This window comes from Ramlibacter alkalitolerans, assembly GCF_016722765.1.
Taxonomy (GTDB): Bacteria; Pseudomonadota; Gammaproteobacteria; order Burkholderiales; family Burkholderiaceae_C; genus Ramlibacter; species Ramlibacter alkalitolerans.
In genome coordinates this window covers 100940-115657 of sequence record NZ_JAEQND010000015.1, presented here as the reverse complement: position 1 = coordinate 115657, position 14718 = coordinate 100940, and the positions used below count along the sequence as shown (strand labels likewise).

Annotated in this window: 17 protein-coding genes; 13 read left to right on the top strand and 4 right to left on the bottom strand. The window is 68.1% G+C overall.

The annotated features are described in order from the left end of the window. Positions 1-6: 6 nt before the first annotated feature. The 3 genes from ligA to JI746_RS23630 are packed head-to-tail and all read left to right on the top strand — an operon-like array spanning position 7 to position 2203. The gene (gene ligA / locus JI746_RS23640; RefSeq protein WP_201692744.1) at positions 7-396 is read left to right on the top strand and encodes a protocatechuate 4,5-dioxygenase subunit alpha; all 390 of its coding nucleotides are present in this window, start codon (positions 7-9) and stop codon (positions 394-396) included. After that, on the top strand, positions 396-1253 hold the full coding sequence (locus JI746_RS23635) for a class III extradiol dioxygenase subunit beta (protein ID WP_201692743.1): 858 nt from the start codon (positions 396-398) through the stop codon (positions 1251-1253). The genes ligA and JI746_RS23635 overlap by 1 nt, the downstream gene beginning before the upstream one ends. Continuing rightward, positions 1250-2203, top strand: coding sequence for a Gfo/Idh/MocA family oxidoreductase (locus JI746_RS23630; RefSeq protein ID WP_201692742.1), 954 nt, complete (start codon positions 1250-1252; stop codon positions 2201-2203). Before JI746_RS23635 ends, JI746_RS23630 begins: the two co-directional genes overlap by 4 nt. 30 nt (positions 2204-2233) lie before the next feature. Here JI746_RS23630 and JI746_RS23625 read toward each other — a convergent pair whose 3' ends face one another. The 3 genes from JI746_RS23625 to JI746_RS23615 form a co-directional block, all read right to left on the bottom strand. Further along, positions 2234-2413, bottom strand: coding sequence for a hypothetical protein (locus JI746_RS23625; RefSeq protein ID WP_201692741.1), 180 nt, complete (start codon positions 2411-2413; stop codon positions 2234-2236). A gap of 187 nt (positions 2414-2600) precedes the next feature. Further along, positions 2601-2840, bottom strand: coding sequence for a hypothetical protein (locus tag JI746_RS23620; protein WP_201692740.1), 240 nt, complete (start codon positions 2838-2840; stop codon positions 2601-2603). 99 nt (positions 2841-2939) lie between these two features. Next, entirely contained in the window at positions 2940-3632 is a 693-nt protein-coding gene (locus tag JI746_RS23615) for a transglycosylase SLT domain-containing protein (RefSeq protein ID WP_201692739.1), read from the bottom strand. A 139-nt stretch (positions 3633-3771) separates the two neighbouring features. Between JI746_RS23615 and dbpA the strand changes: the two genes are divergently transcribed. The 9 genes from dbpA (at position 3772) to JI746_RS23570 (ending at position 13210) form a co-directional block, all read left to right on the top strand. Further along, a complete protein-coding gene (gene dbpA / locus JI746_RS23610) occupies positions 3772-5166 on the top strand; it encodes an ATP-dependent RNA helicase DbpA (RefSeq protein WP_201692738.1) in 1395 nt (464 codons plus the stop codon). Positions 5167-5174: 8 nt separating this feature from the next. Further along, positions 5175-5570 carry an alternative ribosome rescue aminoacyl-tRNA hydrolase ArfB gene (gene arfB, locus JI746_RS23605; protein WP_201692779.1) on the top strand — a complete coding sequence of 132 codons (396 nt, stop codon included), beginning with the start codon at positions 5175-5177 and terminating at the stop codon, positions 5568-5570. 106 nt (positions 5571-5676) lie between these two features. Next, on the top strand, positions 5677-6120 hold the full coding sequence (locus JI746_RS23600; protein WP_201692737.1) for a VOC family protein: 444 nt from the start codon (positions 5677-5679) through the stop codon (positions 6118-6120). Positions 6121-6167: 47 nt separating this feature from the next. Then, positions 6168-7169 (top strand): aldo/keto reductase, encoded by a 1002-nt coding sequence (locus JI746_RS23595; RefSeq protein ID WP_201692736.1) that lies wholly within the window; start codon positions 6168-6170, stop codon positions 7167-7169. Between the two features lie 122 nt (positions 7170-7291). Next, the gene (locus JI746_RS23590) at positions 7292-8341 is read left to right on the top strand and encodes an ABC transporter substrate-binding protein (RefSeq protein WP_201692735.1); all 1050 of its coding nucleotides are present in this window, start codon (positions 7292-7294) and stop codon (positions 8339-8341) included. 19 nt (positions 8342-8360) lie between these two features. Beyond that, positions 8361-10112 carry an ABC transporter permease gene (locus JI746_RS23585; RefSeq protein WP_201692734.1) on the top strand — a complete coding sequence of 584 codons (1752 nt, stop codon included), beginning with the start codon at positions 8361-8363 and terminating at the stop codon, positions 10110-10112. Beyond that, complete coding sequence (locus JI746_RS23580; RefSeq protein WP_201692733.1) at positions 10109-11182, top strand: ABC transporter ATP-binding protein; 1074 nt, start codon at positions 10109-10111, stop codon at positions 11180-11182. The genes JI746_RS23585 and JI746_RS23580 overlap by 4 nt, the downstream gene beginning before the upstream one ends. 25 nt (positions 11183-11207) lie before the next feature. Continuing rightward, on the top strand, positions 11208-12416 hold the full coding sequence (locus tag JI746_RS23575) for a CaiB/BaiF CoA transferase family protein (protein WP_201692732.1): 1209 nt from the start codon (positions 11208-11210) through the stop codon (positions 12414-12416). Next, complete coding sequence (locus JI746_RS23570; protein WP_201692731.1) at positions 12413-13210, top strand: enoyl-CoA hydratase; 798 nt, start codon at positions 12413-12415, stop codon at positions 13208-13210. Before JI746_RS23575 ends, JI746_RS23570 begins: the two co-directional genes overlap by 4 nt. A gap of 106 nt (positions 13211-13316) precedes the next feature. Here the strand turns inward: JI746_RS23570 and JI746_RS23565 are convergent, their stop codons facing one another. Next, positions 13317-14228, bottom strand: coding sequence for a DMT family transporter (locus tag JI746_RS23565; RefSeq protein ID WP_201692730.1), 912 nt, complete (start codon positions 14226-14228; stop codon positions 13317-13319). A gap of 111 nt (positions 14229-14339) precedes the next feature. Between JI746_RS23565 and JI746_RS23560 the strand changes: the two genes are divergently transcribed. After that, positions 14340-14714 (top strand): protocatechuate 4,5-dioxygenase subunit alpha, encoded by a 375-nt coding sequence (locus JI746_RS23560; protein WP_201692729.1) that lies wholly within the window; start codon positions 14340-14342, stop codon positions 14712-14714. Positions 14715-14718 lie beyond the last annotated feature (4 nt).

Below are 14718 nucleotides of genomic sequence, written 5' to 3'. Positions count from 1 at the left end.
GCCGCGATGCCTTTGGACAAACCTTACGCCGGCATTCCCGGCACCACGATCTTCGACGCCGACCAGAGCCGCAAGGGCTACTGGCTGAACCAGTTCTGCATGTCGCTGATGAAGGCGGAGAACCGCGAACGCTTCAAGAAGGACGAGCGCGCCTATCTCGACGAGTGGGCGATGACCGAGGAGCAGAAGCAGGCGGTGCTGGCGCGCGACCTCAATCGCTGCATCGCGCTGGGCGGCAACATCTACTTCCTGGCGAAGGTCGGCGCCACCGACGGCAAGAGCTTCCAGCAGATGGCCGGCTCCATGACCGGCATGAGCGAGGAAGCGTACCGCGACATGATGGTGGCGGGCGGGCGGCCCGCGAACTGGAAACCCGGGACCAAGGACGACAAGTAATGGCGCGCATCACCGCATCCGTCTACACCTCGCACGTGCCGGCCATCGGCGCTGCGATGGACCTGGGCAAGACCCAGGAGCCGTACTGGCAGAAGGTCTTCTCCGGCTACGAGTTCTCGCGCCAGTGGATGAAGGACAACCGGCCCGATGTCGTGTTCCTGGTCTACAACGACCACGCGACGGCCTTCAGCCTGGAGATCATCCCCACCTTCGCGATCGGCACGGCGGCCGAATTCCAGCCGGCCGACGAAGGCTGGGGCCCGCGGCCGGTGCCCAAGGTGATCGGCCATCCCGAGCTCGCCTCGCACATCGCGCATTCGGTGATCCAGCAGGACTTCGACCTGACCATCGTCAACAAGATGGACGTCGACCACGGCCTGACGGTGCCGCTATCGCTGCTGTGCGGGCAGCCGCAGGCGTGGCCGTTCAAGGTCATTCCGTTCGCGGTCAACGTGGTGCAGTACCCGGTGCCGAGCGGCATGCGCTGCTTCCGCCTCGGGCAGGCGATCCGCAAGGCGGTCGAATCCTTCGACGAGGACCTGAACGTGCAGATCTGGGGCACGGGCGGCATGAGCCACCAGCTGCAGGGGCCGCGTGCCGGCCTGATCAACAAGGAGTGGGACCAGCGCTTCCTCGACCGCCTGGTCGCGGATCCCGAGGCGCTGGCCAGCGTGCCGCACATGGAGTACGTGCAGGAGGCGGGCAGCGAGGGCATCGAACTGGTGATGTGGCTGATCGCGCGCGGTGCGATGGCCGACGTGGCCGGCGGCGGCAGGCCCGCCGTGAAGCACCGCTTCTACCACGTGCCCGCCTCGAACACGGCCGTCGGCCACCTGATCCTGGAGAACCCCCAATGAGCAACACCGTGCGCATCGCCCTCGCGGGCCCCGGCGCCTTCGGCATCAAGCACCTCGACGCCCTGAAGAACATCGAGGGCGTGCAGGTCACCTCCATCATCGGCCGCGAGCTGCCCAAGGCGCAGGAAGTGGCGCAGAAGTACGGCGCGAAGCACGCGACCACCGAGCTTTCCGAGGCGCTGGCGCGCGACGACGTCGATGCGGTGATCCTGTGCACGCCCACGCAGCTGCACGCGCAGCAGTCGATCGCCGCGCTGCGGGCCGGCAAGCACGTGCAGGTGGAGATCCCGCTGTGCGACAGCCTGGACGAGGGCAGGGCGGTGGTGCAGGCGCAGCAGCAGGCCGGGCGGGTCGCCATGTGCGGCCACACGCGGCGCTTCAACCCCAGCCACCAGTTCGTGCACAAGCGCATCGAGGCCGGCGCGTTCCGCATCCACCAGATGGACGTGCAGACCTACTTCTTCCGCCGCACCAACATGAACGCGCTGGGCCAGCCGCGCTCGTGGACCGACCACCTGCTGTGGCACCACGCGGCCCACACGGTGGACCTGTTCCAGTACCAGACCGGCAGCCGCGTGGTCCAGGCCAACGCGCTCCAGGGTCCGATCCATCCGGACCTGGGCATCGCGATGGACATGAGCATCCAGCTGAAGGCGGAGAACGGGGCGATCTGCACCCTGTCGCTGTCGTTCAACAACGAGGGGCCGCTGGGGACCTTCTTCCGCTACATCGGCGACACGGCGACCTACATCGCGCGCTACGACGACCTGTTCGACGGCAAGGAGGAGAAGATCGACGTGTCCAGGGTGGACGTGTCGATGAACGGGATCGAGCTGCAGGACCGGGAGTTCATCGCGGCGATCCGCGAAAAGCGGGAGCCAAATGCGAGCGTGGCTCAGGTGCTGCCCTGCTACGAGGTGCTGGATCGGCTCGAAAGGCAGCTGAAGTAGCAAGCGGCCCGGGCGGCCACGGCGGCCCCCTTACGCCGGCCGGTCGTTCCGCGGCCCGCCCTTGTCGGGGTTGCAGGCGCGATCGTGCATGAGGTGCTGGAGCACGGAGTCGGAGCCTTCGCCGGACCGGCGTCCCGGCACCTGCACGAGCGGCCGGCTGGCCTTGGCGGCCTTCGCCTGGGGGTTGGGGGGCGGAACGGTGTCGCGCATTGAACATCTCCTGGGTGCGAGCACTGGACCTGTGGAGCTGCGAGCGCGCTTCAGCCGACTAGGGGCACGAGGAGAGCCGGCCAGGAATCAAGGAACACTCTACTCCCGCCGCAGCGCTGCAGAGCCGGGACTTTGCACGAGGGAAACGTGGATACCGGGCGGGCGCGGGAAGATTCGAGATCTGCGCTCAGGAGGCCGGCTTGGCGTCCATCGCCATGGCCCAGGCACCCCAGGCCTCGTCCGAGGCGTGACGCGCGGCGATCCATTCCTGGAATTCGGGCGTCTCGGTGACCTGCTCGCCGCGGCCGGCGGCTTCGCAGCGGGCCCGTGCGGCGCGGAAGCGCTCCTGCGCCGTTTCTTCCGCGGCTTGCCTCTTCTCTGCGGCGGCTTCTGCAGCGGCGACGGTGTCCATCCATTCCTTGCTCATGGAGCCCCCTGATAAAAGCACAGTATGGGGCATGGCGCGAGGCGCCGCCGGCAAGGGGTCTTCGAGCGACTGCGCCTCGTGCAGGCGCGAGGCGGCCCGTCAGGCTGCCGCCACCTTCGCGGCCAGCTCCAGTGCTTCCTGCGCGCCGCTGCGCACGTTGCGGATGTGCCGCTGGGTCTCGACGGGAAGCTGCGCGGTGTTGAAGCCGTCCCACTTGTTGCGGCCGCGCACCGAGAGGTTGTAGTAGACGGAGACGCCTTCGCGCAGCTTGGCCGCGTACTGCTGGGGCGAAAGCTTCAGGTGCGCGATCTTGTGCGCGGCCCATTCGGCGCCCTGCTTCATGTACACCGCCGCGGCATGCACCGCCTGCACCGGGTCGTTGGCGTCCTTCAGGCCCAGGCCCTTGGCGGTCGTCGGTTCGAACTGCGCCAGGCCCATGCTGGTGACGCCGTTGCGCCCCATGCCGTCGCGCGGCACCCAGGAGGTTTCGGCCTCGATGACGCCGTAGACGTCCTGGTAGGACAGGCCCACGCTGGCAAGCCCGGCATTTTGCGCGGCCGAACGGGCGAGCGCGATGCGCGAGCCGGCATCGGGCGTGCGCAGGGTCTTGGCGCCGTGGCGCACCGGCACCCAGCGGATCTTCGCCGGGTGGTGCGCGTGCCTGGCGGCGGCAGGGGAGGCCGTCGGGTGCTTGTGGCCCGAAGGCGCCGCGTGGCTCGACAGGCTCGCGGCACCCAGGAAGGCGATGAGAGCGGCAGTGCGGGCGGTGGAGGCGGTCTTCGAGCTTTGCATGTAGTCGTCTAGCGGGTTGCTTGTGTAAGAGGGCTCTGATAGACCGTGTCCACGGGCACGAGTTCGAAGCTGAGCGAGGACGAATTGCCGATTGCGGCCCGCAATGCACCCTCGGCAGCGGCTGTGGAATGATCGGCGCATGGCCGCTACCCCTCCGAAGAGCTTCGACACGCTCCCGCTTGCCCCGTCCACGCTCGAGAACCTGCAACGGCTCGGCTATGCGGAGATGACGGCGATCCAGGCAGCCAGCCTCCCGCCGGCGCTGCTGGGCAAGGACCTGATCGCCCAGGCCAAGACCGGCAGCGGCAAGACGGCGGCCTTCGCGCTGGCGCTGCTGGCCAACCTCAACCCGCGGCGCTTCGCGGTGCAGGCGCTGGTGCTGTGCCCCACCCGTGAGCTGGCCGACCAGGTCACCACCGAGATCCGCCGCCTCGCGCGGGCCGAGGACAACATCAAGGTGGTCACGCTGTCCGGCGGCGTGCCGCTGCGCGGCCAGACCACCAGCCTGGAGCATGGCGCGCACATCGTCGTGGGCACGCCGGGTCGCGTGCTCGATCACCTCGATCGCGGCAACCTGCAGCTCGAGGCCCTCAGCACCCTGGTGCTCGACGAAGCGGACCGGATGCTCGACATGGGCTTCGTCGACGACATCGCCAAGGTGGCGCGGCAATGCCCGTCGCAGCGGCAGACGCTGCTGTTCTCGGCCACCTATCCCGAAGGCATCGCGCAGCTGGCGGCGCGTTTCCTGCGCGATCCGGTGACGGTGCAGGTGGAGGCACAGCACGCCAGCGAGCAGATCGTGCAGCGCTGGTACGAGGTGGCCGAGCCCGAGCGGCTCCCGGCCGTTGCACGCCTGCTGGATCACTTCCGGCCCGCCAGCACGCTCGCCTTCTGCAACACCCGCGCCCGCTGCCGCGAGCTGGTGGAACTGCTGCAGGCGCAGGGCTACAGCGCCCTGGCGCTGCACGGCGACCTGGAGCAGCGCGATCGCGACCAGGTGCTGGTGCGCTTCGCCAACGGCAGCTGCTCGGTGCTGGTCGCCACCGACGTGGCCGCGCGGGGGCTGGACGTGGCGGGCCTCGCCGCGGTGATCAACGTCGACGTGACGCCCGACGCCGAGGTGCACGTGCACCGCATCGGCCGCACGGGGCGCGCCGGCGAGACCGGCCTGGCGCTCAGCCTCGCCAGCCTGGACGAGATGGGGGCGGTGGGGCGCATCGAGCAGTTGCAGGGGCGCGAATCGCAGTGGCACCGGCTCGCGGAGTTGACGCCCGCGCGCGGCGAGCGCCTGCTGCCGCCCATGGCCACCATCCACATCCAGGGCGGCCGCAAGGAGAAGATCCGCCCCGGCGACGTGCTGGGCGCGCTCACCGCGGACCTGGGCTACACGCGCGAGCAGGTCGGCAAGATCGACATCAACGACTTCGCCACCTATGTGGCCGTGGAGCGCGGCATCGCCAGGGAGGCCGTGGATCGCCTGAACCAGGGCCGCATCAAGGGGCGTGGCGTGAAGGCACGCCTGCTGAAGGATTGAGCTTGGCGATGCCGCTGGTGCGCGAAGACGAAGTCGTGTTCGAGGCCATGCGCGCGCAGGGCCCGGGCGGGCAGAACGTCAACAAGGTGTCCAGCGCCGTGCAACTGCGCTTCGACATCCGCGCGTCCTCGCTGCCGCCGCACGTGAAGGAAAGGCTGCTGGGGCTGCCGGGGCGGCGCGTCAACAAGGACGGCGTGCTGGTGCTCAAGGCGCAGACCACGCGCAGCCAGGACCAGAACAAGGCGCTGGCGCTGCAGCGGCTCGAGGAGATCGTCGCAGAAGCTGCGGTGGTCCCGGAGATCCGCCGGCCGACCAAGCCGACCTATGGCTCCAAGCAGCGGCGGCTGGAAGGCAAGGCGATCCGGGCTGAGGTGAAGGCGGGGCGGCGCAAGGTGGAGGATTGAGCGGTGACTGCGCGCGGCGGCATGGCCGTCGAACATACCCCAGGGCCACGGCGCCGGGGGCCGCGTGCGCTAAGCTTCCCGTTTTCGCAGTACCCCGCATTCAGCCATGCAAGCACCCGCCACCAATCCGGCCCCGATGTCGCCCTTCCACCTCGCCTTTCCGGTGCACGACCTGGCCGCCGCGCGCCGGTTCTACGGCGGGACGCTGGGCTGCCCCGAAGGACGCAGCTCCGAGGAGTGGATCGACTTCAACTTCTACGGGCACCAGATCGTGGCCCACCTGGCGCCGTCGGAGACCGGCACCGCGCAGCGCAACGCGGTGGACGGCCACGGCGTGCCGGTGCGCCACTTCGGCATCGTGCTGCCGATGGCTGAATTCGACGCGCTGGCCGAGCGGCTGAAGAGCCAGGGCATCGAATTCATCATCGAGCCCTACCTGCGCTTCCAGGGCCAGCCCGGCGAGCAGGCCACGATGTTCTTCCTCGACCCGTCGGGCAACGCCATCGAGATCAAGGCCTTCGCCGACATCACGCGCCTGTTCGCGAAGTAAGGCGTCTGCGGCACGCGAGCGCCTGGGCTGCGCTAAGCTCTCGCGCCATGCAGAACCGCCACTTGGGTCCCTTCAGCGTCACGGCCATCGGCCTTGGCTGCATGAACCTCAGCCATGCGTACGGCGTGCCTCCGCCGCCGGAGCAGGGCGAGCGCGTGCTGCGCGCCGCGATCGAGCAAGGCGTGACGCTGTTCGACACGGCGGCCCTGTACGGCTTCGGGAAGAACGAGGAACTGGTGGGCCGCGTGCTGAAGCCGCACCGCAGCCGGATCACCCTTTGCAGCAAGGGCGGGCTGGCCGGCGTGCCGGACGAGAACGGCGTGCTCAAGCGCGTGATCGACGGCCGCCCCGGAACGATCCGCCGCAACTGCGAGGACAGCCTGCGGCGCCTGCAGACCGACGTGATCGATCTGTACTACCTGCACCGGTGGGACAAGAAGGTCCCGGTCGAGGACAGCGTGGGCGCGATGAGCCGCCTGGTGGAAGAAGGCAAGGTCCGCACCATCGGCCTGTCGGAGGTGTCGGCCGCGACCTTGCGGCGCGCCCATGCCGTGCATCCGGTCACGGCGGTGCAGAACGAGTACTCGCTGTGGACGCGCAATCCCGAGATCGCGATGCGCGCTGCCTGCCGCGAACTGGGCGTCGCGCTGGTGGCGTTCAGTCCCGTCGCGCGCGGCTTCCTGTGCGATGCGGTGCCCGACGTGAGTACCCTGGAGGCGAAGGACATCCGCCGGACCATGCCGCGCTTCGATGCGGAGCACCACGCGCGCAACCTGAAGCTGCTGCCCGCGTACCGGGAACTCGCGCGCGAGGCGGGCTGCACGCCCGCGCAGCTCGCGCTCGCCTGGCTGCTGCACCGCGGCGAGGACGTCATCCCCATTCCGGGCACCACGAACGTGGAGCACCTGAAGGAAGACCTGGCCGCGGCCGACGTCCGGCTGGAGGTCGACCTCATCCGCCGGCTGGAGGCACTGGTCAACGAGAAGACCGTGAGCGGCAACCGCTACGGCGAACAGGCGAACCGCGAGGTGGATACCGAAACGTTCTAGTCGATCCATCACGGATCGGTGATGCAGGTCCGAACCTAAGGAAACCCCCATCCCGGTTGGCATGCCACCCCACCTAGAGTGGGCCGCTGGAGACAACGCGGCCCCGCCGCTGGGAGCAGTGCATGAACCGGTACCTCACCAAATGGATCCTGGCCGGCGCAGCGCTGGCCGCCTTGGCCGCGGCGCCCGTGCGCGCGCAGCAGATGCAGCCCTGGGAAAAGGAGCTGTACGAGGCCGCGAAGAAGGAAAAGCCCGTCACCGTCTACACGGCGCACTACAACACCGATGAAGCCGCGGCCCTGTGCGCCGGCTTCGAGAAGAAATACGCGGGCCTCAAGTGCAACTTCGTGCGCACGACGGCGCAGGTGGCGTTCCAGCGCTTGCAGCAGGACATCCAGGCCAACGCGCCGGTCGCCTCGGTCTTCAGCAGCACGGACGTGAGCCACTACCCCGAGCTGAAGAAGAAGAGCCTGCTGCTCGATTACAAGCCGCACAACGCGGCAAACATGGTCGATTCGCTCAAGTCGTACAACGACAAGGACGGCCAGTACTGGGTCACGGCGGCGGCGCTGATGCTGCTGACCTACAACACCAGCGAAGTCGCCGCGAAGGACGCGCCGAAGAACTGGCCCGACCTGCTCGATCCGAAGTGGAAGGGCAAGGTCTCCATTGGCCACCCTGCCTACAGCGGCTACGTCGGCACGTGGGTGGTGCTGATGCAGAAGCTCTATGGCTGGGACTACTTCCAGAAACTGGAGAAGAACCAGCCGCAGATCGGCCGCTCGGTCAACGACACCGTCACGATGCTGAACTCGAAGGAGCGCGTCGTCGCCGCCGGCCCCGAGGCGACCACGCTGCTGTCCAAGGACAAGGGCAACCCGCTGGCCGTGGTCTATCCCACCGACGGCGCGCTGCTGATGGTCTCGCCCAGCGCGATCCCGAAGAACGCGCCCTCGCCCAATGCCGGCAAGCTCTACATGGAATACCTGCTGTCGAAGGAAGCCGGCGAGATCCAGGTCAAGACGCACTCGCTCTCGGTGGTGAAGGGCGTGGCGCCGGCGCCGGGCGCCAAGCCGCTGGAGCAGATCAAGGTGGTGCGGCCGACCGAGGAAGAGATCACCAAGGGCATCCCGGAGGTCAAGGAGAAATTCCGCGACACCTTCGGCGTCTGACCTTCGCCGCGGCAGTCGCATGGCCTACGCCAAGACAACGCTGGACGAGGCGGCGCTGCCGGAGGGCACCGGCCTCGGGCAGCGCTGGCGCCACTGGGACAAGACCTCGATCGTGTGGCTGGTCGCCATCGCGATCCTGGTGCTGCTGGTGGTCAACCCGCTGCTGCGCCTGCTGGTCGTCAGCTTCCAGGACGGCAACGGCGCCTTCACGCTGGCCAACTACATCGGCGCGTACGGCCGCAGCCGGCACATCGAGGCGCTGCTCAACTCGCTGATCCTCGGCGTCTCGGCCGGCACGCTGTGCCTGCTGTTCGGCGTGCCGATGGCCTGGGCGCTCTCGCGCACCGACATGCCGTGCAAGGGTCTGGTCTGGATCGCGATCCTGGGCACCTTCATCATCCCGCCCTACCTGGGCGCGGTCGGCTGGATCCTGCTGGCGGGCCCCAATGCCGGCTGGTTGAACAAGGCCGTGGTGGCGCTCACCGGCGCCGACAAGGGCCCCTTCAACATCTACTCCATGCCCGGGCTGGTGCTGGTGGTGGCCTGCTACAGCTTCCCCTACGTGTTCGTCCTGACGAAGTCGGCGCTCGACCTGGTCTCCTCCGAGATGGAGGACGCCGCCAACATCCTCGGGGCCGGCCACCTGCGCACCACCTTCCTGATCACGCTGCCGCTGGTGCTGCCCGCGATCCTGGGCGCCTTCATCCTGGTGTTCCTGGAGGCGATCGCCCTGTTCGGTTCGCCCGCGCTGCTGGCCTTGCCGGGGCGCTTCCACGTGGTCACCACGCAGCTGTGGCAGTTCTTCGAGTTCCCGCCGCGCGTGGGCCTGGCCGCGGCGTACGCGATGCCGCTGCTCGTGATCACGATCCTGCTGTTCTGGCTGCAGCGGCGCATCACGAACCGCAAGGGCTATGTGTCGCTCACCGGCAAGGGCGGCGAGCGGCGCTCGATCACGCTGGGGCCGTGGAAGTGGGCGATGCTCGCCTGGTGCGTGTTCGTCACCACGTTGTCCTTCTTCATGCCGCTGGTGGTGATCTGCCAGGCCGCCTTCGCCAAGGCCTGGGGCCGCGGCTGGTCGCTCGACAACCTCACCCTGCGCAACGTCTACGCCATCGTGTTCGAAAACGCGCTGACGCGCACGGCCACCTGGCACACCTTCCTCTACGCCGGCACCGCCTCGCTGATCGCCTTGGTGCTGGCGCTGTGCATCGCCTACATCACCAACCGCAACCTGGTGAACCGGCACGTCGGCAGCGCCCTGGGCTTCCTCACCATGGCGCCCTTCGTGGTGCCCGGCATCGTGCTGGCCATCGGCTTCTACGCCGCCTATACGCACCCGCCGCTCTTGCTGTACGGCACGGCCTGGATCCTGATCCTGGCCTTCACCACACGCTTCCTGCCGATCGCCTTCGTCAACAGCAACGCGGCGATCCGCAGCATCAACCCGGAACTCGAAGAGGCCGTGCGCACGCTGGGCGGCTCGCGGCTGACGGCCATTCGCCACGTCGTGCTGCCGGTGCTCAAGCGCAGCATGGCCGGTGCCTTCATCCTGGTGTTCATCCCCGCCACGCGCGAATTGAGCACCGCGATCTTCCTGTATTCGATCAACACCCAGGTCCTCTCGGTGCTGCTGTTCGACAAGAGCGACGAAGGCAATTTCGAGACGCTGGCCTCCATCGGCCTGGTGCTGGTGGTGATCACGGTGGCGCTCATCCTGGCGGGCTTCCGCCTCATGGGCCGCGACTTCATGCTGAGGAGGACGGTGGCGTGAGCCAGCTCGTATTGAGGAACGTGACGAAGACCTTCGGCAAGTCCAGGGTGGTGGACGGCCTGAACCTCACCCTGCGCGACGGCGAACTGGTCTCGCTGCTCGGGCCCTCCGGCTGCGGCAAGACGACCACGCTGCGCATGATCGCCGGCTTCATCAACCCGAGCGACGGCACGATCGAGCTCGATGGCAAGGTGATCTCGTCGGCGCAATCGAGCCTGCCGCCGGAGAAGCGCGGCATGTCGATGATCTTCCAGAGCTACGCGATCTGGCCGAACATGACGGTGGGCGAGAACGTCGCCTTCGGCCTGAAACTGCAGAAGGTACCCGCCGGCGAGATGCAGCGCCGCGTCGACCAGATCCTCGACGTGGTGAAGCTGCGCGCCTTGCGCGACCGCTATCCCGCGGAATTGAGCGGCGGCCAGCAGCAGCGCGTGGCGCTCGCGCGGGCCATCGTCGTCAATCCCAAGGTGCTGCTACTCGACGAGCCGCTGTCCAACCTCGACGCCAACCTGCGCGAGGAGATGCGCTTCGAGATCCGGCGCCTGCACGACGAGTTCAACATGAGCATGGTCTACGTCACGCACGACCAGGCCGAGGCCATGGTGACCTCCGACCGCATCGCCGTGATGAACCAGGGCCGCATCGAGCAGATCGACGCCCCCTTCGAGCTGTACGGCCGGCCGCGCACCCGCTTCGTCGCCGGCTTCATCGGCCGCACCAATTTCCTCAGCGGCGCGCGTCGCGACGACGCCGTCGACTTCGGCGGCTTCCACCTGCCGGCCCGTGCGCTGGCGGCCGACGGGCAGTTGCCGCAGGAGGTGCAGGTCTCGATCCGGCCGCAGGGCATCCAGCTGTCGCGCGACAAGCCGGCGGAGCGCGACGACCGCTGCTGCGTGGAAGCGAGCATCGAGCGCCGCGCCTATCTCGGCGAATCGTGGGACTATCACGTCAGCCTGGCGCCGGCGCTGGAGCCGCTGCGCGTCACGGCGCGGCCGGCCGACGTGTTCGAGGTCGGGCAGCGCATCTACGCCGAGATCGATACTTCGCAGATCACGCTCGTTTCCAACTAGTCATTCAAGCAAGGGATTTCGTTTCATGCCGCTTCCCCTCGAAGGCGTCCGCATTCTCGACCTGACCAACGTAATGGCGGGTCCCTACTGCAGCATGGTGCTGGGCGACCTGGGCGCCGAGGTGATCAAGCTGGAAAGCCTGGAGGGCGACAGCACCCGCAATTTCGAACCCAGGGTCAACGACGAGTCGTACTGCTTCGCTGTCCTGAACCGCAACAAGAAGAGCATCGCGCTCGACCTGAAGTCGCCGGCCGGCAAGGAGATCGTGATGAAGCTGGCCGCCGGCTGCGACGTCATGATGGAGAACTTCCGCCCCGGCGTCGTGAACAAGCTCGGGATCGACTACGAGGCGGTCAAGCAGGTGAACCCGGGCATCATCTACGCGTCGATGTCCGGCTTCGGCCAGACCGGCCCCTATGGCAGGAAGGGCGGCTTCGACATCATCGCCCAGGGGATGTCGGGCGTGATGATGATGACGGGCTACCCGGGCGGGCGGCCCGCCAAGGTGGGCATCGCGATGAACGACATTGCCTGCGGCGTGACCACGCTGTACGGGATCCTGGGCGCCTTCATCGGCAGGCTGCGCCACGGCGAGGGTCAGTACATCGAGACCTCGCTGCTGGAAGCAGGCATGGCCTGGAGCATCTGGGAGTTCGGTGCCTACTTCGGCGGCGGCGAACTGCCGACGGCGACCGGCACGCGCCATCGCCGCTCCGCACCCTACCAGGCCTTCCGCACCCAGGATGGCTACGTGACCATAGGCGCTTCCGGCGACAAGCTCTGGCGCGCCTTCGTCACGCAGGTGGTGGAACAGCCGCACTGGCTGGAGGACCCGCGTTTCGAGCGCAATCCGCTGCGCGTGAAGAACGCCGATGCGCTGGAGGCGCTGATCGAGGAGATCACGACCACCCGTCCGACGGCGCACTGGGTGGAGAAGCTCGACGCAGCCGGCGTGCCCGGCGGTCCGGTCTACACCTACGACCAGACGCTGGCCGACCCGCACGTGAAGCACCGCAGGATGGTCTACGACATCGAGCACCCGGTGATCGGTCCGATGAAGACGCTGGGCCTGCCGGTGAAGTCCACGGGCGATCTGACGCAGATCCGCAAGCCGGCGCCGCTGCACGGGCAGCACACGCAGGAGGTCCTGCGCGGACTCGGCTACACGGAAAGCCAGGTGAGCGGCCTGCTCGCCGAAGGCGTGGTGCGCGCCCACCAGGGAGTGCCGGCATGACGGCCGCTGCCGTGAAGACCACGATCGCCCAGAAGGACGGCGCGATCGGCTGGATCACCTTCGAGAACCAGGCCCGGCGCAATGCGATGTCGCTGGCCATGTGGCAGGGTCTCGCCGATGCCGTGACGGAATTCGCCGCCGACCCCGAGGTGCGCGTGATCGTGCTGAAGGGCGCGGGCGACAAGGCCTTCGTCTCGGGCGCGGACATCTCCGAATTCGAGGAGAAGCGTTCCAGCGCCGAGACCGTGCGCGCCTACGACGAGGTAGCGCATGCTGCCACCGAAGCGCTGAGCGAGGTGAACAAGCCCACCATCGCGATGATCCGCGGCTACTGCGTGGGCGGGGGCGTGTCGATCGCGCTGTCGTGCGACATGCGGATCGCGTCGCAGGGCTCGATCTTCGCCGTGCCCGCGGCCAGGCTGGGGCTGGGCTACGCCTTCGAGGGCGTGCGCAAGCTGGTGGACGTGGTGGGGCCCTCCTTCGCCCGCGAGATTTTCTACACGGCGCGCCAGTTCTCGGGCGAGGAGGCGGTCACGATGGGCCTGCTGAACCGGCTGGTGCCGGCGGACGGCCTGGAGTCGTACGTGCGCGACTACGCGGCGACCATCGCGGCCAATGCGCCGCTGACGGTCGGCTCGATCAAGACGCTGGTGGCGCAGGCGCTGAAAGACGAATCGGAGCGCGATGCGCAGTTGTGCCGGGACGTGGTGGCGCGCTGCTTCGCGAGCGCTGACTACGTGGAAGGACGCACGGCGTTCATGGAGAAGCGCAAGCCGAAGTTCCAGGGGCGTTGATTTCCTGGGCGGCGGGCCACCGGTAGGCTGGCGGTGAGCCGCGAAGCGCGAACCCCAGCGCTTCGCGCATCGCTGGGGTTCCGGCGCTTCGCGCGTCACCGCCAGCCTACGAAACCGCTTCGGCCTGCGGCTCGGGCGCCGGGCGGCGTCCGCCGTGCAGGATGTACAGGCCCGCGGTCACCAGCAGCGCAACGCCGGCCCACGCCAGCGCGTTCGGCACGTCGCCCCACACCAAGTAACCGAGCACCACCGCGAACAGCAGCCCCGTGTAGCGGAAGGGCGCGATCAGGCTCATCTCGCCCGCGCGCATGCTCACCGTCAGCAGGAAGTAGCCGCCACTGAGGAACACGCTGGCCGCGGCCAGCAGGCCGACGTGCTGCCAGGTCGGCGCCTGCCATGGCTGGAAGATGCCCCAGATCGCCGCCAGCAGCGTCACGGAAAGCGCGGTGCTGAACGTGATCAGGATCGAGGGGATGCGGCGGTCGATCAGGCGCGTCATGAGGTCGCGGCTCGCATGCAGCAGCGTGCCGCCGAGGCACAACAGGGCGTACGCGTTGAACGCGGCGCCCGTGGGCTGCACGACCAGCAGCACCCCCGTGAACCCGGTGGCGATCGCCAGCCAGCGGCCGGCGCCGACCCGTTCCCTGAAGGCCACCACTGCGAACAGCGTGATGAACAAGGGCGTGGCCATGTTGATCGCCGTCGCATTCGCGATCGGCAGGTGGAACAGCGAAGTCAGGTAGGTGACCGTCGCAAAGGAATCGAGCAGCGCCCGGACGACGACGCGCCGGTCGGCCAGCGAACGCAGTTGCCGCGTCGCACCCATCGCGTGGGCGACGGCCAGCAGCAGGAGGCTGGCGAACACGCCGCGCAGGAAGATCAGTTCGGAGGAGGGCAGGCTCTGGCTGACGTACTTCACGAGCGTGTCGTTGGCGACGAAGCTGGCCATGCCGCCCGCCATCGCCAGCACGCCTCGCCGGTTGGCGGCGCGCAGCGCCTGGGGGGAATCGGTGGTCATGCGGGCGCGATCTTAAGGGCGGAGCACTTCCCGCATGCGCCGCGCTTGATCTTCATCAAGGAACGCGCCATTCGGCCGGGAAAGACTAACGCGCACCTCTTCGCCATCACCATGAACCAGCGACGCCCCATTCCCGGCACCACCATCTTCGATGGCACGCAGGCCCGCAAGGGCTATGCCCTGAACCGCATGTGCTTTTCCTTCAACGAGGCCGGCAACCGCGCCGCCTTCCAGGCCGACGAGGAGGCCTACATGGGCCGCTTCGCGCTCACCGAGGAGCAGCGCAACGCCATCCGCGTGCGCGACGTGCCCGCCCTGCTGGCGTGCGGCGGCAACGTCTATTACCTGGCGAAGTTCGCCGGCATCCTGGGCCTGGACGTGCAGGACCTCGGCGCGCTGCAGACGGGCCTGAGCAAGGAAGAATTCAAGCGGCGCCTCGTGCGCCAGGGCGATCAACCGGCCGCCTTCGTCGGCTGGCAGGAGTAGCAGG